The organism is Streptococcus sp. 11273D007BT (assembly GCF_053547195.1).
On sequence record NZ_JBPWPE010000001.1, the window covers coordinates 161357 to 179720 of the forward strand.

30 protein-coding genes are annotated in these 18364 nt (G+C 39.5%); all 30 read left to right on the forward strand.

From position 1 onward, the window contains the following. The first annotated feature begins 25 nt into the window (after positions 1-25). The 30 genes from ACEE75_RS00900 (at position 26) to ACEE75_RS01045 (ending at position 18362) form a co-directional block, all read left to right on the forward strand. Positions 26-1288, forward strand: coding sequence for an MATE family efflux transporter (locus ACEE75_RS00900; RefSeq protein ID WP_447575567.1), 1263 nt, complete (start codon positions 26-28; stop codon positions 1286-1288). A gap of 113 nt (positions 1289-1401) precedes the next feature. Continuing rightward, a complete protein-coding gene (locus ACEE75_RS00905) occupies positions 1402-4182 on the forward strand; it encodes a G5 domain-containing protein (RefSeq protein WP_447575566.1) in 2781 nt (926 codons plus the stop codon). 192 nt (positions 4183-4374) lie between these two features. After that, positions 4375-4683: a 30S ribosomal protein S10 gene (gene rpsJ, locus ACEE75_RS00910; RefSeq protein WP_002885653.1), complete on the forward strand. Its 309-nt coding sequence runs from the start codon at positions 4375-4377 to the stop codon at positions 4681-4683. Positions 4684-4754: 71 nt separating this feature from the next. Next, positions 4755-5381: a 50S ribosomal protein L3 gene (rplC, locus tag ACEE75_RS00915; protein ID WP_354368616.1), complete on the forward strand. Its 627-nt coding sequence runs from the start codon at positions 4755-4757 to the stop codon at positions 5379-5381. Between the two features lie 25 nt (positions 5382-5406). Continuing rightward, complete coding sequence (gene rplD, locus ACEE75_RS00920; protein ID WP_354368618.1) at positions 5407-6030, forward strand: 50S ribosomal protein L4; 624 nt, start codon at positions 5407-5409, stop codon at positions 6028-6030. Continuing rightward, positions 6030-6326 carry a 50S ribosomal protein L23 gene (locus tag ACEE75_RS00925; protein ID WP_354368620.1) on the forward strand — a complete coding sequence of 99 codons (297 nt, stop codon included), beginning with the start codon at positions 6030-6032 and terminating at the stop codon, positions 6324-6326. The genes rplD and ACEE75_RS00925 overlap by 1 nt, the downstream gene beginning before the upstream one ends. A 17-nt stretch (positions 6327-6343) precedes the next feature. Further along, on the forward strand, positions 6344-7177 hold the full coding sequence (gene rplB / locus ACEE75_RS00930) for a 50S ribosomal protein L2 (RefSeq protein ID WP_354368622.1): 834 nt from the start codon (positions 6344-6346) through the stop codon (positions 7175-7177). A gap of 90 nt (positions 7178-7267) precedes the next feature. After that, positions 7268-7546, forward strand: a complete 279-nt coding sequence (gene rpsS, locus ACEE75_RS00935) for a 30S ribosomal protein S19 (RefSeq protein WP_354368624.1) — start codon at positions 7268-7270, stop codon at positions 7544-7546. A 15-nt stretch (positions 7547-7561) separates the two neighbouring features. Further along, on the forward strand, positions 7562-7906 hold the full coding sequence (gene rplV / locus ACEE75_RS00940; RefSeq protein WP_354368626.1) for a 50S ribosomal protein L22: 345 nt from the start codon (positions 7562-7564) through the stop codon (positions 7904-7906). 12 nt (positions 7907-7918) lie between these two features. Next, positions 7919-8572 carry a 30S ribosomal protein S3 gene (rpsC, locus tag ACEE75_RS00945; RefSeq protein WP_354368628.1) on the forward strand — a complete coding sequence of 218 codons (654 nt, stop codon included), beginning with the start codon at positions 7919-7921 and terminating at the stop codon, positions 8570-8572. A gap of 3 nt (positions 8573-8575) precedes the next feature. Further along, on the forward strand, positions 8576-8989 hold the full coding sequence (gene rplP / locus ACEE75_RS00950; RefSeq protein ID WP_027974085.1) for a 50S ribosomal protein L16: 414 nt from the start codon (positions 8576-8578) through the stop codon (positions 8987-8989). Positions 8990-8998: 9 nt separating this feature from the next. Next, entirely contained in the window at positions 8999-9205 is a 207-nt protein-coding gene (gene rpmC, locus ACEE75_RS00955) for a 50S ribosomal protein L29 (RefSeq protein WP_003046054.1), read from the forward strand. A 27-nt stretch (positions 9206-9232) separates the two neighbouring features. Beyond that, positions 9233-9493 carry a 30S ribosomal protein S17 gene (rpsQ, locus tag ACEE75_RS00960; protein WP_427896334.1) on the forward strand — a complete coding sequence of 87 codons (261 nt, stop codon included), beginning with the start codon at positions 9233-9235 and terminating at the stop codon, positions 9491-9493. A gap of 24 nt (positions 9494-9517) precedes the next feature. Further along, the gene (rplN, locus tag ACEE75_RS00965; RefSeq protein WP_354368633.1) at positions 9518-9886 is read left to right on the forward strand and encodes a 50S ribosomal protein L14; all 369 of its coding nucleotides are present in this window, start codon (positions 9518-9520) and stop codon (positions 9884-9886) included. A 75-nt stretch (positions 9887-9961) separates the two neighbouring features. Further along, positions 9962-10267 (forward strand): 50S ribosomal protein L24, encoded by a 306-nt coding sequence (gene rplX, locus ACEE75_RS00970; RefSeq protein WP_354368635.1) that lies wholly within the window; start codon positions 9962-9964, stop codon positions 10265-10267. Positions 10268-10290: 23 nt separating this feature from the next. Next, the gene (rplE, locus tag ACEE75_RS00975) at positions 10291-10833 is read left to right on the forward strand and encodes a 50S ribosomal protein L5 (protein ID WP_354368637.1); all 543 of its coding nucleotides are present in this window, start codon (positions 10291-10293) and stop codon (positions 10831-10833) included. Between the two features lie 17 nt (positions 10834-10850). Next, a complete protein-coding gene (locus tag ACEE75_RS00980) occupies positions 10851-11036 on the forward strand; it encodes a type Z 30S ribosomal protein S14 (protein ID WP_001085697.1) in 186 nt (61 codons plus the stop codon). 206 nt (positions 11037-11242) lie between these two features. Beyond that, complete coding sequence (rpsH, locus tag ACEE75_RS00985) at positions 11243-11641, forward strand: 30S ribosomal protein S8 (RefSeq protein WP_354368639.1); 399 nt, start codon at positions 11243-11245, stop codon at positions 11639-11641. A gap of 128 nt (positions 11642-11769) precedes the next feature. Then, a complete protein-coding gene (rplF, locus tag ACEE75_RS00990; RefSeq protein WP_354368641.1) occupies positions 11770-12306 on the forward strand; it encodes a 50S ribosomal protein L6 in 537 nt (178 codons plus the stop codon). A 103-nt stretch (positions 12307-12409) separates the two neighbouring features. Next, complete coding sequence (rplR, locus tag ACEE75_RS00995) at positions 12410-12766, forward strand: 50S ribosomal protein L18 (protein WP_302189095.1); 357 nt, start codon at positions 12410-12412, stop codon at positions 12764-12766. Positions 12767-12784: 18 nt separating this feature from the next. Continuing rightward, a complete protein-coding gene (rpsE, locus tag ACEE75_RS01000) occupies positions 12785-13279 on the forward strand; it encodes a 30S ribosomal protein S5 (protein WP_354368644.1) in 495 nt (164 codons plus the stop codon). 14 nt (positions 13280-13293) lie between these two features. Then, complete coding sequence (rpmD, locus tag ACEE75_RS01005) at positions 13294-13476, forward strand: 50S ribosomal protein L30 (RefSeq protein ID WP_354368646.1); 183 nt, start codon at positions 13294-13296, stop codon at positions 13474-13476. Positions 13477-13604: 128 nt separating this feature from the next. Beyond that, complete coding sequence (gene rplO / locus ACEE75_RS01010) at positions 13605-14045, forward strand: 50S ribosomal protein L15 (protein WP_447575088.1); 441 nt, start codon at positions 13605-13607, stop codon at positions 14043-14045. Positions 14046-14061: 16 nt separating this feature from the next. Next, the gene (secY, locus tag ACEE75_RS01015; protein WP_354368650.1) at positions 14062-15369 is read left to right on the forward strand and encodes a preprotein translocase subunit SecY; all 1308 of its coding nucleotides are present in this window, start codon (positions 14062-14064) and stop codon (positions 15367-15369) included. 95 nt (positions 15370-15464) lie between these two features. Then, positions 15465-16106 carry an adenylate kinase gene (locus tag ACEE75_RS01020; RefSeq protein ID WP_447575087.1) on the forward strand — a complete coding sequence of 214 codons (642 nt, stop codon included), beginning with the start codon at positions 15465-15467 and terminating at the stop codon, positions 16104-16106. 116 nt (positions 16107-16222) lie between these two features. Then, a complete protein-coding gene (gene infA / locus ACEE75_RS01025; protein ID WP_146567765.1) occupies positions 16223-16441 on the forward strand; it encodes a translation initiation factor IF-1 in 219 nt (72 codons plus the stop codon). A gap of 25 nt (positions 16442-16466) precedes the next feature. Beyond that, on the forward strand, positions 16467-16583 hold the full coding sequence (gene rpmJ, locus ACEE75_RS01030; protein ID WP_000868345.1) for a 50S ribosomal protein L36: 117 nt from the start codon (positions 16467-16469) through the stop codon (positions 16581-16583). 20 nt (positions 16584-16603) lie between these two features. Next, positions 16604-16969 (forward strand): 30S ribosomal protein S13, encoded by a 366-nt coding sequence (gene rpsM, locus ACEE75_RS01035; protein ID WP_115271221.1) that lies wholly within the window; start codon positions 16604-16606, stop codon positions 16967-16969. A 22-nt stretch (positions 16970-16991) separates the two neighbouring features. Continuing rightward, the gene (rpsK, locus tag ACEE75_RS01040) at positions 16992-17375 is read left to right on the forward strand and encodes a 30S ribosomal protein S11 (protein WP_354368657.1); all 384 of its coding nucleotides are present in this window, start codon (positions 16992-16994) and stop codon (positions 17373-17375) included. Between the two features lie 48 nt (positions 17376-17423). Then, the gene (locus ACEE75_RS01045; RefSeq protein ID WP_427896322.1) at positions 17424-18362 is read left to right on the forward strand and encodes a DNA-directed RNA polymerase subunit alpha; all 939 of its coding nucleotides are present in this window, start codon (positions 17424-17426) and stop codon (positions 18360-18362) included. Positions 18363-18364: the final 2 nt, after the last annotated feature.

The window sequence follows — 18364 nt, forward strand, 5'->3', positions numbered from 1 at the left end:
ATTCCCGCTCTATTTTTGTCATACCATGTTATATAGAAAAGAATTGATGAAAATAGCTTTACCAGCTATTGTAGAAAATCTCCTTCAGATGCTGATGGGGGTCGTTGACAACTATCTAGTGGCGCAATTAGGCGTTTTAGCCATTTCGGGTGTAGCAGTAGCCACTAACATCTTGGCAGTTTACCAAGCTCTCTTTATTGCTTTAGCAGCTGCTATCTCTAGCCGCCTAGCCAGCCAACAGTTGACAAGAGTTAGTATCAGACAAGCCTTCTCTCTCACCTTTTGGCTTAGTACCTGCCTTGGTTTGATCTCCATGCTCTTTTCCTCACAACTGCTTGGTCTATTGGGAGCAGAAAAAAATCTGTCAGACTTAGGTGGACTTTATCTAGCTATTGTTGGAGGAGGCTCTTTTAGCCTTGCTTATCTTACTAGCTTAGGTGCTATTTTAAGGGTAAAAGGAAAGGTGCAACTTCCAGCCTATGTCAGTCTGCTGACTAATTTGTTAAATGCTATCTTATCAGCTCTATCCGTCTTTATCTTTGATTTTGGGGTAGTAGGTGTGGCTATCTCGACAGTTTTGTCTCGTCTGATAGGTTGTGGCATCCTGTTTTTCTTTGCCAAGCTAGATTTAGCTGTCCTTATTCCTGAGTTAAGAGTATCTCGAGACTTTTTGGCGCAAGCTTTGCCCATAGCAGGTGAGCGTCTGATGATGCGTTTAGGGGATGTGGTTATCGTGGCTATCGTGGTGATGCTAGGGACAAAGGTGGTAGCTGGAAATGCTATCGGTGAGACCCTCACCCAGTTTAATTACATGCCAGGTCTGGGTTTAGCAACAGCAACAGTCATCCTTGTGGCTAAGGCAAAAAAAGAGGAGGATTGGAGCAAACTAAAAACATTGATTAAAGAGGCTTATCTTTTATCTAGTCTATTGATGGCAACGATTAGTGGTCTAGTTTGGCTATGTGGCACTCCCTTATCGGCAGCCTTTAGCCAAGATAGTGCGGTCCAAAGTTATTCTTCTGTCGTTCTCCTCTTTTCATTTTTAGGGACTTTGGCGACCTCTGGGACTTTGATCTATACGGCTGTCTTTCAAGGCTTGGGAAAAGCAAAGCTACCATTTTATGCGACTAGTGTCGGCATGTGGGGGATACGTATCGGCTTAGGCTATCTCTTAGCTCTCCCTCTTGGACTAGGCTTAGCAGGCGTTTGGTTGGCTACTATAGCCGATAATATTTGGCGCTTCGCCTTTCTCTATCTAAAATCTAAGACATTAAAAAATTTAACATAAAAAGGCAGGTTTCAAACCTGCTTTTTAATCCTTTTGTCACAAAACCCCTTGACAAAAGGATTAGGGGGGGTAAAATTAGAAGACTAAAATAAGTAAAAGAAAAGGATAAGGGAATGGATTTTAATAAGAAGCAAATTTTTTCAATTCGTAAAACAGCTCTAGGTGTGGGGAGTATTTTGCTGGGTATGGCTATCCTAGCACCAACAGTAGCGGCTGACGAGGTCACAACAGATGTAGAAGTGACAGAAAGTAGTGTGGTTACTACTGCTGATAAAGAAACTACTGTTAGTCAACCGACTGTAGAGGAGGCGGCAGATACTCCTGTGATAACGGCTGTTGAAACAACAACTATTTCAGCAAAGACCGAATACGCTGCTGATGATAGTTTAGAGTACGGTAAGACGAAAGTTGTCACACCAGCAGTAGATGGTGTCACTGAGACTATAACAAACTATAAAGAAGTTGAAAAGCCAGTAGAAATGGTAGATCAATCTGCAAAAGATGTAATGGCTTCGACAGAGTACAAGTACGGTGCGACAGATTTCTATCATATTGATGATACCAAAGAAAAGCCAAGTGATAAAATTGTCATTGACCGTATCTTCTCAGATGTTAAACCTATGACCGAAGAAGAGGTTAAAAACAACCAGTCTATTCGTGATATTGTGACAGGTGTAGAGTACTTAGATACACAAGCGCAAAATAACCAAGTAGCTGAGTCACACGCTTTGTTGAAATTAACTAGCCTTGATGGTAGTAAGCCTGATATTTATCTCTCTTCTGAAAGTTTAGACCCCGACAATAAGACGCTCCAAGCTCTTTTGAAAGAGTATAGCTTTGAAGGGACAACAAGATATAGTCAAGGGACTTGGACGGGCGATATGACCGATGCTCTCAAGAATGCTTTGTATTATGAATTGTTAAAGACATCGACTGCTAATCTGGCTAACTTGGCAGGTTTCCGCTATATTGATGATTTGGTAGTAAATGATAATAAAGAATCTACGGCAGTTAAAGGATATTTTACCAGCCAGCTACCTATTACTGAACAATTGTATGCAGATGCCAAAGCTGATTATGCTCGCTATCAGTTGCTTATGACCCTAATTAATGTTCCTGAAAAAGAGGGATTAGGTGTTTATTTCGATTACGAAAAAGGAGAGATGGTCTCAGCTTGGAGATACAATCCTATTTTAAATGATGTTAATTCTGCATTTGACACGATTACCCATCGTTATAATACTGAAAAAGGTTTCAAGCAATTACCGATTGTTTATAAAAATAGCACTTTATCCGATGAGGAACGAGCTGCTCTAGAGGCTGAGATTGAAAAATTACCAGATACAGTAAAAGCTAATCTTTTAAAATTGATTATAACCTCAGAAGAAATTTCCTCTCAAGACTATCGAGGCATAACTACTTTGGCGAGTGACGCCATCACTCTTCGTCAACGCTCAGAGAGAGAATTTAATGTGCAAACAGATCAAGGGAAAAAAGTTATTAAAGTTCCAGCTACACAATCTTTTGATTTGTTTGATAACTTATTACATGAGTTGATGCATGCAGTTGATATTAGAAGTGGGAACACCGTCTATGATTATTACGCTTATCAACCTAATATGTCTTTTGTGAACAATCAATCATTGGGACGTTTATCACATTCTGATGAGTTTCTAAAGGTATTTGAGGAATATTTCCTTAACAAAGAAGATGTATGGGAATATATCAGATGGATGCCGAGCGAGGCGTGGGCGGATTCTCTAGGAGAATATATCAACCATAAAATCTATGGTGTCCCTTATACACGCTACAAAAAAATTGATGGTGTGGTTTATGAATATAAACCTAGCCTTGCTGGTTTGAATGCTGAGTATGATGCTATGAAAGTAACCGTCTATGATGTGGGGTATAGTCCCGTTGAGGCATCTGAGTTTTATTGGGAAGCTATTTACAAAAAACTTTTTGAACCAGAGGTCATCAGAGAAACAGTTGTAGATGGAGTCACAACCAAAACCATTCCAGCTCAAGATGGAAAAGTGTTAGTGGGAACAAAACCTCAAGTTACAGTTGAAGTGATTCCTTACAAGGTCGTTGAGGAATCAGATGGCAGTCAACCTATCGGTTATCGTATGGTGAAGCAACTTGGTCAAAATGGACAGTTAGAAACAAAAGTAACGTACACCGTGGATAGTCAGACAGGACAAGTGACATCACAGACAAGTCAAAGTGTTATAAAAGACGCTATTGATGAGATTATCCTAGTGGGAACAAAAGTGGTGACAGATGAAGTTTCTGTTGTGGTTACCGAGGAAATCGTACCTTATAGCACTCATGAAGAATTAGATGCAGCCCTACCTGTTGGCTATCGAGCAGTTAAACAAGAGGGAGTTAACGGTAAAGTTCAAGTTATCACAACCTATACTAAAGATTCAAAAACTGGACAGGTAACTTCAAGCGTGGAGAGAATCGTTCTATCAGATACCGTTGATGAGATTGTCCTTGTGGGGGTAAAAGTTATTGATGAGATTCCAGTAACTCCCCCTCATTCAACAGAAGATAAAGTAACCCCACAACCAGAGACACCAGTTACTAACGATGAGTCTAAAGAAAGTGTGGAGAAAGAGTCCCCTTCTCAGCCCCATGTGAAGTCAAGCGCCAAACCATCATCTGACATTAAGGTGAAAACAGAGACAAATAAAGCTTTCTCAAAAACAACTAATCTTGTAGAAAACACTTCAGTTGAGACAAAAGCGCCAGCGACCTATTCACGTTTAGCCAAATCACAAACTCTTCCAGCTACCGGTGAGAAAGAAACTGGCTTACTCAGTCTTTTAGGCTTAACAGCGCTAGCAACAGGTCTAGGTCTGACAGCACGTCGTCGCCATCGTGGATAAAATGATAAAAAAAGAATAAAAACTCTTGCACTCGCAGGAGTTTTTTGATATGATATTATGGTGCTGTAAAAACAACAGCTTTAGCTATGATACAAGAGGTTGCGACACACTCGGTTGCATTGCCACGCAACAGGTGTTGGTTTTCTTGAGGAGCTAGCCTATTATCTTAAATAGACGAAAAAGGAGAAAAAGATGGCAAACAAAAAAATCCGTATCCGCTTGAAAGCGTACGAGCACCGTACACTTGACACTGCGGCTGAAAAAATCGTAGAAACTGCAACTCGTACAGGAGCAACAGTAGCTGGTCCAGTTCCACTTCCAACAGAACGTAGCCTCTACACTATCATCCGTGCGACTCACAAGTACAAAGATTCTCGTGAGCAGTTCGAAATGCGTACACACAAACGTTTGATCGACATCATCAACCCAACTCAAAAAACAGTTGACGCTTTGATGAAATTGGATCTTCCAAGTGGTGTTAACGTAGAAATCAAACTTTAATTGATTTTGAGCATAAAAAACGCTCGTAAAAAACTTTTTGAATATAAAATCTAGAAAAGGAATATTTTCTCATGACAAAAGGAATCTTAGGGAAAAAAGTGGGAATGACTCAAATCTTCACTGAAGCTGGTGAATTCATCCCTGTAACAGTCATCGAAGCAACTCCAAACGTAGTACTTCAAGTTAAGACTGTTGAAACTGATGGTTACCAAGCTGTTCAAGTTGGTTTTGATGACAAACGCGAAGTATTGAGTAACAAACCTGCCAAAGGCCATGTAGCTAAAGCTAACACTGCTCCTAAGCGCTTCATTCGTGAATTCAAAAACATTGAAGGCTTGGAAGTTGGTGCAGAAATCACTGTTGACACTTTCGCAGCTGGCGATGTTGTTGACGTAACTGGAACTTCTAAAGGTAAAGGTTTCCAAGGTGTTATCAAACGCCACGGACAATCACGCGGACCTATGGCTCACGGTTCACGCTACCATCGTCGTCCAGGTTCTATGGGACCTGTTGCGCCTAACCGCGTTTTCAAAAACAAACGCTTGGCAGGACGTATGGGTGGTAACCGTGTGACAATCCAAAACCTTGAGATTGTTCAAGTTATCCCAGAGAAAAACGTTATCCTTATCAAAGGTAATGTACCAGGTGCTAAGAAATCTCTTATCACTATCAAATCAGCAATTAAAGCTGCTAAATAATTAAGGAAAGGGGAAAACAGTTAAAATGGCAAACGTAAAACTATTTGACCAAACTGGTAAAGAAGTTAGTGAAGTTGTTCTTAACGACGCAATCTTCGGTATCGAACCAAACGAATCAGTAGTATTTGATGTTATCATTAGCCAACGTGCTAGCCTTCGTCAAGGTACTCACGCGGTTAAAAACCGTTCAGCAGTATCAGGTGGCGGACGTAAACCATGGCGTCAAAAAGGAACTGGACGTGCGCGTCAAGGTTCTATCCGTTCACCACAATGGCGTGGTGGTGGTGTTGTCTTTGGACCAACTCCACGTTCATACGGTTACAAACTTCCACAAAAAGTTCGTCGCCTTGCTTTGAAATCAGTTTATTCAGCTAAAGTTGCTGAAGATAAATTTGTAGCTGTAGAAAGCTTGTCATTCGCAGCTCCAAAAACTGCTGAATTCGCAAACGTTCTTTCAGCTCTTAGCATCGACTCAAAAGTACTTGTAATCATTGAAGAAGGAAACAAATTTGCTGAACTATCAGCACGTAACCTTCCAAACGTTAAAGTTGCAACTGCAACAACTGCAAGTGTTCTTGATATCGTAAACGCAGACAAACTTCTTGTAACGAAAGAAGCAATCTCTACAATCGAGGAGGTTCTTGCATAATGAACTTGTACGACGTAATTAAAAAACCAGTTATTACGGAAAAATCAATGTATGCCCTTGAAGAAGGAAAATACACATTTGAAGTTGACACTCGTGCACACAAACTCTTGATCAAACAAGCTGTTGAAGCAGCATTTGACGGTGTTAAAGTTGCTAGTGTTAAAACTGTTAACGTAAAACCAAAAGCAAAACGCGTTGGTCGTTATGCTGGTTTCACAAGCAAAACTAAAAAAGCTATCATTACGCTTACAGCTGATTCAAAAGCAATCGAGTTGTTCGCAGCTGAAGCTGAATAATCTAAGGAGGAAATAACGTGGGTATTAAAGTTTATAAACCAACGACAAATGGCCGTCGTAACATGACTTCTTTGGATTTTGCTGAAATCACAACAAGCACTCCTGAGAAATCTTTGCTTGTTTCACTTAAAAGCAAAGCTGGTCGTAACAACAACGGTCGCATCACAGTTCGTCACCAAGGTGGCGGTCACAAACGTCATTACCGTTTGATCGACTTCAAACGTAACAAAGACGGTATCGAAGCAGTTGTTAAAACTATCGAGTACGATCCAAACCGTTCAGCTAACATCGCTCTTGTACACTACACTGACGGTGTTAAAGCTTACATTATCGCTCCTAAAGGTCTTGAAGTTGGTCAACGTATCATCTCAGGTCCAGAAGCAGATATCAAAGTTGGTAATGCTCTTCCACTTGCTAACATCCCAGTTGGTACAGTTATCCATAACATCGAGTTGAAGCCTGGTAAAGGTGCTGAACTTGTTCGTGCTGCTGGTACTTCAGCTCAAGTACTTGGTGCTGAAGGGAAATACGTTCTTGTTCGTCTTCAATCAGGTGAAGTTCGTATGATCCTTGCTAGCTGCCGTGCAACTATCGGTGTTGTAGGTAACGGTGAACACTCACTTGTTAACTATGGTAAAGCAGGACGTAGCCGTTGGAGAGGTATCCGCCCAACAGTTCGTGGTTCTGTAATGAACCCTAACGATCACCCACACGGTGGTGGTGAAGGTAAAGCACCAGTTGGTCGTAAAGCGCCATCTACTCCATGGGGTAAACCTGCGCTTGGACTTAAAACTCGTAACAAAAAAGCTAAATCAGACAAACTTATTGTTCGTCGTCGTAACGAAAAATAAGATAAAAAGATCAAACATCCGCCAGCTCGGTAGTGCTGCTTAGGCAGCACAAGCCGCTGTGGTACAGTATTTAAAGGAGAAAACTTAAAAATGGGACGCAGTCTTAAAAAAGGACCTTTCGTCGATGAGCATTTGATGAAAAAAATCGAAGCTCAAGCAAATGACGAAAAGAAAAAAGTAATTAAAACTTGGTCACGTCGTTCAACGATTTTCCCAAGTTTCATCGGTTATACAATCGCAGTTTATGATGGACGTAAACACGTTCCTGTGTACGTTCAAGAAGACATGGTAGGTCACAAACTTGGTGAATTTGCACCAACTCGTACTTACAAAGGTCACGCTGCTGACGATAAGAAGACACGTCGTTAATAGGAGGAGGACACAATGGCAGAAATTACTTCAGCTAAAGCAATGGCTCGTACAGTCCGTGTTTCACCTCGTAAAACACGTCTTGTACTTGACCTTATCCGCGGTAAAAACGTTGCAGACGCAATCGCAATCTTGAAATTCACTCCAAACAAAGCTGCTCGTGTGATTGAAAAAACACTTAACTCAGCAATTGCAAATGCTGAAAACAACTTTGGTTTGGAAAAAGCTAACTTGGTAGTATCTGAAACTTTCGCAAATGAAGGACCAACTATGAAACGTTTCCGTCCACGTGCCAAAGGTTCAGCTTCACCAATCAACAAACGCACAACACACATCACAGTTGTTGTGTCAGAAAAATAAGGAGGTAAAATCGTGGGTCAAAAAGTACATCCAATTGGTATGCGTGTCGGAATCATCCGTGACTGGGATGCGAAATGGTATGCTGAAAAAGAATACGCGGATTACCTTCATGAAGATCTTGCAATCCGCAAATTCATCCAAAAAGAATTGGCAGACGCTTCAGTTTCAACTATCGAAATTGAACGTGCAGTAAATAAAGTTATCGTATCACTTCACACTGCTAAACCAGGTATGGTTATCGGTAAAGGTGGTGCAAACGTTGATGCACTTCGTGCTAAACTCAACAAATTGACTGGAAAACAAGTACACATCAATATCGTTGAAATCAAATCTCCAGATCTTGATGCTCACCTTGTTGGTGAAGGAATTGCTCGTCAACTTGAGCAACGTGTTGCTTTCCGTCGTGCTCAAAAACAAGCTATCCAACGTGCTATGCGTGCTGGAGCTAAAGGAATCAAAACTCAAGTATCTGGTCGTTTGAACGGTGCTGACATCGCTCGTGCAGAAGGATATTCTGAAGGTACAGTTCCACTTCACACACTTCGTGCTGATATCGATTACGCTTGGGAAGAAGCTGATACAACTTATGGTAAACTAGGTGTTAAAGTTTGGATTTACCGTGGTGAAGTTCTACCAGCTCGTAAAAACGCTAAGGGAGGTAAATAACAAATGTTAGTACCTAAACGTGTTAAACACCGTCGTGAATTCCGTGGAAAAATGCGCGGTGAAGCTAAAGGTGGAAAACAAGTAGACTTCGGTGAATACGGTCTTCAAGCTACAACTAGCTCATGGATCACTAACCGCCAAATTGAAGCTGCCCGTATCGCTATGACGCGTTACATGAAACGTGGTGGTAAAGTTTGGATTAAAATCTTCCCACACAAATCATACACTGCTAAAGCTATCGGTGTACGTATGGGATCTGGTAAAGGGGCACCTGAAGGTTGGGTAGCACCAGTTAAACGTGGTAAAGTAATGTTTGAAGTTGCAGGCGTTTCAGAAGAAATCGCTCGTGAAGCTTTCCGCCTTGCTGGCCACAAACTTCCAGTAAAAGTTAAATTCGTAAAACGCGACGCAGAGTAAGGAGAAGACATGAAACTTGAAGAAATCAAAAAGTTTGTTGCTGAGCTTCGTGGCTTGTCTCAAGAAGAGCTTGCTAAAAAAGAAAACGAACTCAAAAAAGAATTGTTTGATCTTCGTTTCCAAGCTGCAGCAGGTCAACTTGATCAAACTGCTCGTTTGAACGAAGTTAAAAAACAAATTGCACGCGTTAAAACTGTGCAATCTGAAATGAAATAATAGATTGGGAAAGGAGAAATTCTAATAATGGAACGTAATCAACGTAAAACCCTTGTTGGACGTGTTGTATCTGACAAAATGGACAAAACAATCACTGTTGTAGTTGAAACTAAACGTAACCACCCAGTCTATGGTAAGCGTATTAACTACTCTAAAAAATACAAAGCTCATGATGAGAAAAACATCGCTAAAGAAGGCGATATCGTTCGTATCATGGAAACTCGCCCACTTTCAGCTACAAAACGTTTCCGTCTTGTAGAAGTGGTTGAAGAAGCTGTCATTATCTAATAAACCTGAAAGGAGAAAATTGGAATGATTCAACAAGAATCTCGTTTGAAAGTTGCTGATAACAGTGGCGCACGCGAAATCTTGACTATCAAAGTTCTTGGTGGTTCAGGTCGTAAATTCGCTAACATCGGTGACGTTATCGTTGCATCTGTAAAACAAGCTACTCCTGGTGGTGCTGTTAAAAAAGGTGACGTTGTGAAAGCCGTTATCGTCCGCACTAAATCAGGTGCTCGTCGCCCAGATGGTTCATACATCAAATTTGACGAGAATGCAGCTGTTATTATCCGTGAAGATAAAACTCCTCGCGGAACTCGTATCTTCGGACCTGTTGCACGTGAATTGCGTGAAGGTGGTTACATGAAGATCGTTTCACTTGCACCAGAAGTGCTTTAATTTATAACAAACTAGTCCCCTAGGTTATCCTAGGGTGCCCTTTAGGGCGTAAGAAATTTTAAGGAGATAAACTCAATGTTTGTAAAAAAAGGCGATAAAGTTCGCGTAATCGCTGGTAAAGACAAAGGTAAAGAAGCCGTTGTCGTAACAGCTCTTCCAAAAGTAAACAAAGTTATTGTTGAAGGTGTTAACATCATCAAAAAACATCAGAAACCAAATAACGAAAACCCTCAAGGTGCTATCGTGGAAAAAGAAGCACCAATCCATGCATCAAACGTTCAAGTTCTTGACAAAAACGGTGTTGCAGGACGTGTGGGTTATAAGTTTGTAGATGGCAAAAAAGTTCGCTACAACAAAAAATCAGGCGAAGTGCTTGATTAATCACGAAGGAAAGGAGAAGTATAATGGCAAATCGCTTAAAAGAAAAATATCTTAATGAAGTAGTTCCTGCTTTGACAGAACAATTTAACTATTCATCAGTTATGGCTGTCCCTAAAGTTGAGAAAATCGTTCTTAACATGGGTGTTGGTGATGCAGTATCAAATGCTAAAAACCTTGAAAAAGCTGCTGCTGAGTTGGCACTTATCTCAGGTCAAAAGCCACTTATCACTAAAGCTAAAAAATCAATCGCCGGCTTCCGTCTTCGTGAAGGTGTTGCGATCGGTGCTAAAGTTACTCTTCGTGGTGAGCGTATGTACGAATTTTTAGATAAATTGGTATCAGTTTCACTTCCACGTGTTCGTGACTTCCACGGGGTTCCAACAAAATCTTTTGATGGACGCGGTAACTACACACTTGGTGTTAAAGAACAATTGATCTTCCCTGAAATCAACTTTGATGATGTTGATAAAGTACGCGGTATGGATATCGTTATCGTTACAACTGCGAACACTGACGAAGAAGGTCGCGAATTGCTTAAAGGCCTTGGTATGCCTTTTGCAAAATAAAATAGGAGGTAAATTTAATGGCTAAAAAATCTATGATTGCTAAGAACAAACGCCCAGCGAAGTTCTCTACGCAAGCTTACACTCGTTGCGAAAAATGTGGCCGTCCACATTCAGTTTACCGCAAATTTAAACTTTGCCGTGTTTGCTTCCGTGAATTAGCATACAAAGGTCAAATCCCAGGTGTAACTAAAGCATCTTGGTAAAAATAAGATGTGAGAGCGTTAAGCAACCTTAGCAAAAATAAGAAAATCTATCTTCTTTGCTAAGGTTGTAGCTCGAACTCGATTTTATAAATAAACCCGATACAAAGCATGCTTATCGAGTTCTCGTTAGCTTTTAGCACCCTTTGTATCATGAATTAACTAGCAAGTGCATCTTGCAAACTACTAGTAAGAGGAGAAACTATAAAATGGTTATGACTGACCCAATTGCAGACTTTTTGACACGTATTCGTAACGCTAACCAAGCAAAACACGAAGTGCTTGAAGTACCTGCATCAAACATTAAAAAAGGCATCGCTGAAATCCTTAAACGCGAAGGGTTTGTAAAAAACGTTGAAGTTATTGAAGATGACAAACAAGGCATCATCCGTGTTTTCCTTAAATATGGTCAAAACGGTGAGCGTGTTATCACAAACTTGAAACGTGTTTCAAAACCAGGTCTTCGTGTTTATACAAAACGTGAAGATATGCCAAAAGTTCTTAACGGACTTGGAATCGCAATCGTTTCAACATCAGAAGGTCTTTTGACAGATAAAGAAGCACGTCAAAAGAACGTTGGTGGAGAAGTATTGGCTTACGTATGGTAATCTCTTAAGAGACTGCTATTACATCTGACTTATAATTGACAGAGCGAAAGTTCTATCTATTTATGAGTTCCCGTGAAAACTCGTCACAAAATTGTGGCCTGACAATTTAACAGGAGAATATAACTACTATGTCACGTATTGGTAATAAAATTATCAACTTGCCTGCTGGTGTTGAAATTACAAACAATGACAACGTTGTTACTGTAAAAGGACCTAAAGGCGAACTCACTCGTGAGTTTAATAAAAATATTGAAATCAAAGTTGAAGGGACTGAAGTAACACTTCACCGTCCAAATGACTCAAAAGAAATGAAAACAATCCACGGAACATCACGTGCTAACTTGAATAACATGGTTGTTGGTGTTTCTGAAGGTTTCAAAAAAGAACTTGAGATGCGCGGGGTCGGATACCGTGCTCAACTCCAAGGTACAAAACTTGTACTTTCAGTTGGTAAATCTCACCAAGATGAAGTAGAAGCTCCAGAAGGTATCACTTTCACAGTAGCTAACCCTACTTCAATCGTTGTTGAGGGAATCAACAAAGAAGTTGTTGGTCAAACAGCAGCTTATATCCGTAGCCTTCGTTCACCAGAACCATACAAAGGTAAAGGTATTCGTTACGTTGGTGAATTTGTTCGCCGTAAAGAAGGTAAAACAGGTAAATAATAGTTGTATGGTGGAAGATTGGGTACTCCCCATCTTCACTCACTCAACTAAAATTTACAACTTGTCATTGAGACAATTGATTAAATTTTAAGAGGTGAAAATTGTGATTTCGAAACCAGATAAAAATAAAATCCGCCAAAAACGCCACCGTCGCGTTCGCGGTAAACTCTCTGGAACTGCTGATCGCCCACGTTTGAACATTTTCCGTTCTAATACAGGCATCTACGCTCAAGTGATTGATGACGTAGCGGGTGTAACGCTCGCAAGTGCTTCAACTCTTGACAAAGAAGTTTCAAAAGGAACGAAAACAGAACAAGCCGTTGTTGTTGGTAAACTTGTTGCTGAACGCGCAGTAGCTAAAGGTATTTCTGAAGTGGTGTTTGACCGCGGTGGATATCTCTATCACGGACGTGTTAAAGCTTTGGCTGACTCAGCTCGTGAAAACGGATTGAAATTCTAATAGGGAGGACACTGAAAAATGGCATTTAAAGATAATGCAGTTGAAATTGAAGAACGCGTTGTTGCCATCAACCGTGTTACTAAAGTTGTTAAAGGTGGACGTCGTCTTCGTTTTGCAGCTTTAGTGGTTGTTGGAGATCGTAACGGTCGCGTTGGTTTCGGTACTGGTAAAGCTCAAGAAGTACCTGAAGCTATTCGTAAAGCAGTTGAAGCTGCTAAGAAGAACATGATTGAAGTTCCTATGGTTGGTACAACAATTCCTCATGAAGTTCGTTCAGAATTTGGTGGGGCAAAAGTATTGTTGAAACCTGCTGTGGAAGGGGCTGGAGTTGCAGCTGGTGGTGCTGTTCGTGCGGTCATCGAATTGGCTGGTGTACATGACATTACTTCAAAATCACTTGGTTCAAACACTCCAATCAATATTGTTCGTGCAACTGTTGAAGGTTTGAAACAACTTAAACGTGCAGAAGAAGTTGCTGCTTTACGTGGCATCTCAGTTTCTGACTTAGCATAAGAAAGGAGATTAACATGGCTCAAATTAAAATTACTTTGACTAAGTCTCCAATCGGACGCAAACCAGAACAACGTAAAACAGTTGTTGCTCTTGGACTTGGTAAATTAAACAGTTCAGTTGTAAAAGAAGCTAACCCAGCTATTCTTGGTATGGTTAATGCTATTTCACACTTGGTAACTGTTGAAGACGTTAAATAAGAACTTTTAAGTCGCAAAGAAACTCTTTGCGACTTAAAAGTAATTTTGAGTATAGGCGAGTTTTTGAGTTCGAGTCCTTACCCGGCTCAAAGGCGCTAGCATTTTACAAATAAGGAGAAAATAGAATAATGAAACTTCATGAATTAAAACCTGCAGAAGGTTCACGTAAAGTTCGCAACCGCGTTGGTCGTGGTACATCATCAGGTAACGGTAAGACTTCAGGTCGCGGTCAAAAAGGTCAAAAAGCTCGTTCAGGTGGCGGAGTTCGTCCAGGTTTTGAAGGTGGTCAAACACCATTGTTCCGTCGCCTTCCAAAACGCGGATTTACTAACATCAATGCTAAAGAGTATGCACTTGTAAACCTTGATCAATTAAATGTTTTTGAAGATGGTGCAGAAGTAACTCCAACAGTACTTATTGAAGCTGGAATTGTTAAAGCTGAAAAATCAGGTGTAAAAATCTTGGGTAACGGTGAATTGACTAAGAAATTAACTGTTAAAGCAGCTAAATTCTCTAAATCAGCAGAAGCAGCAATTACTGCAAAAGGTGGTTCTGTAGAAACTATCTAATGAGGAGTAACTCATTATGTTCTTTAAATTACTAAAAGATGCATTAAAGATAAAAAATGTGAGATCTAAGATTCTATTTACTATTTTTATCATTTTTGTATTTCGATTAGGTACACATATTACAGTACCTGGTATCAACGCTAAAAGCTTGGAACAATTGAGTGATCTACCTTTCTTGAATATGTTGAACTTAGTTAGTGGAAATGCCATGAGCAACTTTTCTGTTTTTTCAATGGGAGTGAGTCCATATATTACGGCTTCTATCATTGTGCAGTTATTGCAAATGGACATTTTACCTAAGTTTGTTGAGTGGAGTAAACAAGGTGAAGTTGGGAGACGAAAATTAAACCAAGCGACGAGATATATTTCTCTAGTATTAGCAATGATTCAATCTATTACTATTACAGCAGGGTTTAATGCCTTATCTAGTACATCACTTGTTTCAACTCCTAATATAAGAACTTATCTGTTGATTGGTTCGATATTAACAACAGGAAGTGTTATTGTCACTTGGTTGGGAGAACAGATTACAGATAAAGGGTTTGGAAATGGTGTATCAATGATTATCTTCTCAGGGATAATCTCATCAATTCCAAGTATGATTTCACAAATATATCAAGATAAATTTGTGAATATTCGCCCAAGTGAATTAAATAACTCCTATATTTTTGTCGGGATTTTAATTCTCTCTATTCTGCTGATCATTTTCTTTACAACATTTGTTCAACAAGCAGAATATAAAATTCCAATTCAATATACTAAATTAGTTCAAGGAGCTCCAACGAGTTCGTACTTACCTCTTAAAGTAAACCCTGCAGGGGTTATTCCAGTTATTTTTGCCAGTTCTATAACAACTGCTCCTATTTCAATTTTGCAGTTTTTTAGAAATGGAAATAAAGATATTCCGTGGTTAGATAGTTTGCAAAACTTTTTCTCATATCAAACGATTAGTGGAATGCTTGTTTATGCAGCTTTGATTGTGTTATTCTCGTTCTTTTATACATTTGTACAGGTTAATCCTGAAAAGACTGCAGAGAACTTACAAAAAAATGGCTCTTATATTCACAGTGTTCGTCCAGGACAAGAAACAGAAAAATTCTTATCCTCTTTATTGAAAAAATTAGCAACTATCGGGTCACTTTTCCTGGCCTTTATTGCCCTAGTTCCAATTATTGCTCAATATATGTTTGATTTGCCTTCGATTCTTGGATTGGGAGGAACAAGTTTATTAATCTTGATTTCAACAGGTATTGAGGGTATGAAACAATTGGAAGGGTATCTTCTTAAGAGAAAGTATGTTGGATTTATGAATGTAACAGAATAGAATATAGGTTGACCTTGTCAACCTTCTATTTTGTTTTTAAATAAATTTATCGATAGCTGATAAATTTATTTAAAAACAAAATAAGGAGAGACAACATGAATCTTTTAATCATGGGTTTACCAGGAGCAGGTAAAGGAACTCAAGCAGCAAAAATCGTTGAAGAATTTGGTGTGATTCACATTTCAACTGGGGATATGTTCCGTGCAGCAATGGCGAATCAAACTGAAATGGGAATTTTAGCTAAAGGTTTTATCGATAAAGGGGATCTAGTTCCTGATGAAGTAACAAATGGTATTGTTAGAGAGCGCTTAGAGCAAGCTGACATCAAAGAAAAAGGCTTCCTTTTAGATGGCTATCCACGTACTATTGAGCAAGCACATGCCTTAGATGAAACTCTAGCTAAGTTAGGTATTAATTTACAAGGTGTTATTAATATTGATATTGACTCAAGTAAATTAGTGGAGCGCTTAAGCGGACGAATCATTCATCGTGAGACAGGAGAAACTTTCCATAAAGTATTTAATCCACCAGCAGAAGGTTACAATGAAGCTGATTTTTATCAACGTGAAGACGATAAACCAGAATCTGTAAAACGTCGTTTAGAGGTTAATATTGCTCAAGGGCAACCCATTATTGAACATTATCGTACTAAAGGTTTAGTGCATGATATCGAGGGAGACCAAGAAATTACTGCTGTTTTCTCAGACATTGAAAAAGCTTTATCTGGTTTAAAATAATAGCGAGTTCCTGCTTGCATAAAGACAAGACTCATGATATACTAGTTTAGTCTGACTTATAATTGTTACCTCTGTCACCAGAGGAAATCAAATCGAAATTTAGGGGGTACTTTTGCGTGGCAAAAGAAGATGTGATTGAAATTGAAGGTAAGGTTGTGGAAACCATGCCTAATGCCATGTTTACTGTTGAATTAGAAAATGGGCATCAGATTCTAGCAACCGTATCAGGAAAAATCCGCAAAAATTACATTCGTATTTTGGTAGGTGACCGCGTTACAGTTGAGTTGAGTCCGTATGATTTGACACGTGGACGCATCACATACCGCTTTAAATAATCGAAATAATTGGAGGGATTAAAACATGAAGGTAAGACCATCGGTTAAACCAATTTGCGAATACTGCAAAGTTATTCGTCGTAACGGTCGTGTTATGGTTATTTGTCCAACAAATCCAAAACACAAACAACGTCAAGGATAAGAGAGTAGAAAGGAGAAAAAATGGCACGTATTGCTGGAGTTGATATTCCAAATGATAAACGCGTAGTAATTTCATTGACTTATGTGTACGGTATCGGACTTGCAACATCTAAAAAAATCTTAGCAGCTGCAGGCGTTTCAGAAGATATCCGTGTTAAAGATTTAACATCTGATCAAGAAGATGCTATCCGTCGTGAAGTAGATGCAATCAAAGTTGAAGGTGATCTTCGTCGTGAGGTTAACTTAAACATTAAACGTTTGATGGAAATCGGTTCATATCGTGGAATCCGTCATCGTCGTGGACTTCCTGTCCGTGGACAAAATACTAAAAACAATGCTCGCACTCGTAAAGGTAAAGCTGTTGCGATTGCAGGTAAGAAAAAATAATTAAAATAAGGAGGTAAAAAAATTGGCTAAACCAACACGTAAACGTCGTGTGAAAAAGAATATCGAATCTGGTATTGCTCATATTCACGCAACTTTTAATAACACTATTGTTATGATTACTGATGTGCATGGTAACGCTCTTGCTTGGTCATCTGCAGGTGCTCTTGGTTTTAAAGGTTCTAAAAAATCTACACCATTTGCAGCACAAATGGCATCAGAGGCTGCTGCTAAATCTGCACAAGAACATGGTCTTAAAACAGTTGAAGTAACTGTAAAAGGTCCTGGTTCAGGTCGTGAGTCAGCTATTCGTGCTCTTGCTGCTGCTGGTCTTGAAGTAACGGCAATCCGTGATGTGACTCCTGTACCACATAATGGTGCTCGTCCTCCAAAACGTCGTCGTGTATAATCAGTAATAATAGATTACACAACTTTTCGTTTAAGAGGGAGTATATAAATGATTGAGTTTGAAAAACCAATAATAACAAAAATTGATGAAAATAAAGATTATGGCAAGTTTGTAATCGAACCTCTTGAGCGTGGGTACGGTACGACTTTAGGTAATTCACTTCGTCGTGTACTATTGTCCTCCCTTCCAGGTGCGGCTGTAACATCAATTAAAATTGATGGAGTACTCCACGAATTTGATACTGTACCAGGTGTCCGCGAAGATGTGATGCAAATTATCCTTAATGTGAAAGGGCTTGCTGTAAAATCTTACGTCGAAGACGAAAAGATTATTGAACTGGATGTTCAAGGACCGACAGCAGTAACTGCTGGAGATATCTTGACAGATAGTGATATCGAAATTGTTAACCCTGATCATTATCTTTTTACAATTGCTGAAGGCCACAGTGTCCAAATGCAATTGACAGTAAATAAAAATCGCGGTTATATTCCTGCCGAAGAAAATAAAAAAGATGATGCACCAGTAGGGACATTGGCAGTAGATTCAATCTATACGCCAGTTAAGAAAGTTAATTATCAAGTTGAACCTGCTCGTGTAGGTAGCAATGATGGTTTTGATAAATTAACAATTGAAATCATGACAAATGGAACAATCATTCCTGAGGATGCGCTAGGTTTATCAGCACGCGTCTTGATTGAGCACTTAAATCTATTTACTGATTTAACAGAAGTTGCCATGGTAACGGATGTTATGAAAGAAACAGAAAAAGTGTCAGATGATAAAGTGTTGGATCGCACTATTGAGGAACTTGATTTGTCTGTGCGCTCATATAACTGTTTAAAACGAGCAGGTATCAATACAGTACTTGATTTAACAGAGAAAACAGAGCCTGAAATGATGAAAGTAAGAAACCTTGGCCGTAAGAGTCTAGAAGAAGTTAAAGTAAAACTATCAGACCTTGGTTTAGGGCTTAAAAACGATAAATAATA

Bases quoted from the DNA above. Each gene is read 5' to 3' on its own strand.
- rpsQ (WP_427896334.1), top strand. From the start codon at position 9,233: ATGGAACGTAATCAACGTAAAACCCTTGTTGGACGTGTTGTATCTGAC.
- rplN (WP_354368633.1), top strand. From the start codon at position 9,518: ATGATTCAACAAGAATCTCGTTTGAAAGTTGCTGATAACAGTGGCGCA.
- ACEE75_RS00905 (WP_447575566.1), top strand. From the start codon at position 1,402: ATGGATTTTAATAAGAAGCAAATTTTTTCAATTCGTAAAACAGCTCTA.
- rplC (WP_354368616.1), top strand. From the start codon at position 4,755: ATGACAAAAGGAATCTTAGGGAAAAAAGTGGGAATGACTCAAATCTTC.
- ACEE75_RS00900 (WP_447575567.1), top strand. From the start codon at position 26: ATGTTATATAGAAAAGAATTGATGAAAATAGCTTTACCAGCTATTGTA.
- rplE (WP_354368637.1), top strand. From the start codon at position 10,291: ATGGCAAATCGCTTAAAAGAAAAATATCTTAATGAAGTAGTTCCTGCT.
- rpsS (WP_354368624.1), top strand. From the start codon at position 7,268: ATGGGACGCAGTCTTAAAAAAGGACCTTTCGTCGATGAGCATTTGATG.
- rplF (WP_354368641.1), top strand. From the start codon at position 11,770: ATGTCACGTATTGGTAATAAAATTATCAACTTGCCTGCTGGTGTTGAA.
- ACEE75_RS00980 (WP_001085697.1), top strand. From the start codon at position 10,851: ATGGCTAAAAAATCTATGATTGCTAAGAACAAACGCCCAGCGAAGTTC.
- secY (WP_354368650.1), top strand. From the start codon at position 14,062: ATGTTCTTTAAATTACTAAAAGATGCATTAAAGATAAAAAATGTGAGA.
- rpsM (WP_115271221.1), top strand. From the start codon at position 16,604: ATGGCACGTATTGCTGGAGTTGATATTCCAAATGATAAACGCGTAGTA.
- rpmD (WP_354368646.1), top strand. From the start codon at position 13,294: ATGGCTCAAATTAAAATTACTTTGACTAAGTCTCCAATCGGACGCAAA.
- rplO (WP_447575088.1), top strand. From the start codon at position 13,605: ATGAAACTTCATGAATTAAAACCTGCAGAAGGTTCACGTAAAGTTCGC.
- rpmJ (WP_000868345.1), top strand. From the start codon at position 16,467: ATGAAGGTAAGACCATCGGTTAAACCAATTTGCGAATACTGCAAAGTT.
- ACEE75_RS00925 (WP_354368620.1), top strand. From the start codon at position 6,030: ATGAACTTGTACGACGTAATTAAAAAACCAGTTATTACGGAAAAATCA.
- rplX (WP_354368635.1), top strand. From the start codon at position 9,962: ATGTTTGTAAAAAAAGGCGATAAAGTTCGCGTAATCGCTGGTAAAGAC.
- rpmC (WP_003046054.1), top strand. From the start codon at position 8,999: ATGAAACTTGAAGAAATCAAAAAGTTTGTTGCTGAGCTTCGTGGCTTG.
- ACEE75_RS01045 (WP_427896322.1), top strand. From the start codon at position 17,424: ATGATTGAGTTTGAAAAACCAATAATAACAAAAATTGATGAAAATAAA.
- ACEE75_RS01020 (WP_447575087.1), top strand. From the start codon at position 15,465: ATGAATCTTTTAATCATGGGTTTACCAGGAGCAGGTAAAGGAACTCAA.
- rplP (WP_027974085.1), top strand. From the start codon at position 8,576: ATGTTAGTACCTAAACGTGTTAAACACCGTCGTGAATTCCGTGGAAAA.
- rplV (WP_354368626.1), top strand. From the start codon at position 7,562: ATGGCAGAAATTACTTCAGCTAAAGCAATGGCTCGTACAGTCCGTGTT.
- rplD (WP_354368618.1), top strand. From the start codon at position 5,407: ATGGCAAACGTAAAACTATTTGACCAAACTGGTAAAGAAGTTAGTGAA.
- rpsE (WP_354368644.1), top strand. From the start codon at position 12,785: ATGGCATTTAAAGATAATGCAGTTGAAATTGAAGAACGCGTTGTTGCC.
- rpsJ (WP_002885653.1), top strand. From the start codon at position 4,375: ATGGCAAACAAAAAAATCCGTATCCGCTTGAAAGCGTACGAGCACCGT.
- rpsH (WP_354368639.1), top strand. From the start codon at position 11,243: ATGGTTATGACTGACCCAATTGCAGACTTTTTGACACGTATTCGTAAC.